Genomic DNA, 480 nt, shown 5'->3' with positions numbered 1-480 from the left:
TCGAAGAGGACTACCTGGGTATCTAATCCTGTTTGCTACCCACGCTTTCGAGCCTCAGTGTCAGTTACAGTCCAGAGAGCCGCTTTCGCCACCGGTGTTCCTCCATATATCTACGCATTTCACCGCTACACATGGAATTCCACTCTCCTCTACTGCACTCAAGTCTAACAGTTTCCAATGCACACAATGGTTGAGCCACTGCCTTTTACATCAGACTTATTAAGCAACCTGCGCTCGCTTTACGCCCAATAAATCCGGACAACGCTCGGGACCTACGTATTACCGCGGCTGCTGGCACGTAGTTAGCCGTCCCTTTCTGGTTAGATACCGTCACTTGTGTAATTTTCCACTCTACACAACGTTCTTCTCTAACAACAGAGTTTTACGATCCGAAAACCTTCTTCACTCACGCGGCGTTGCTCGGTCAGACTTTCGTCCATTGCCGAAGATTCCCTACTGCTGCACCCCATAGGACATTCG

1 rRNA gene is annotated in these 480 nt (G+C 49.6%); it reads right to left on the bottom strand.

Going from position 1 to position 480, the window contains the following annotated elements:
• A 16S ribosomal RNA gene (locus tag M6G53_RS25005) occupies window positions 1-480 on the bottom strand; the annotation flags it as partial.

Origin of the sequence: Serratia nevei (assembly GCF_024160145.1) — a bacterium.
Classification (GTDB): Bacteria; Pseudomonadota; Gammaproteobacteria; order Enterobacterales; family Enterobacteriaceae; genus Serratia; species Serratia nevei_A.
This window is presented reverse-complemented; position numbering and strand designations above follow the sequence as displayed.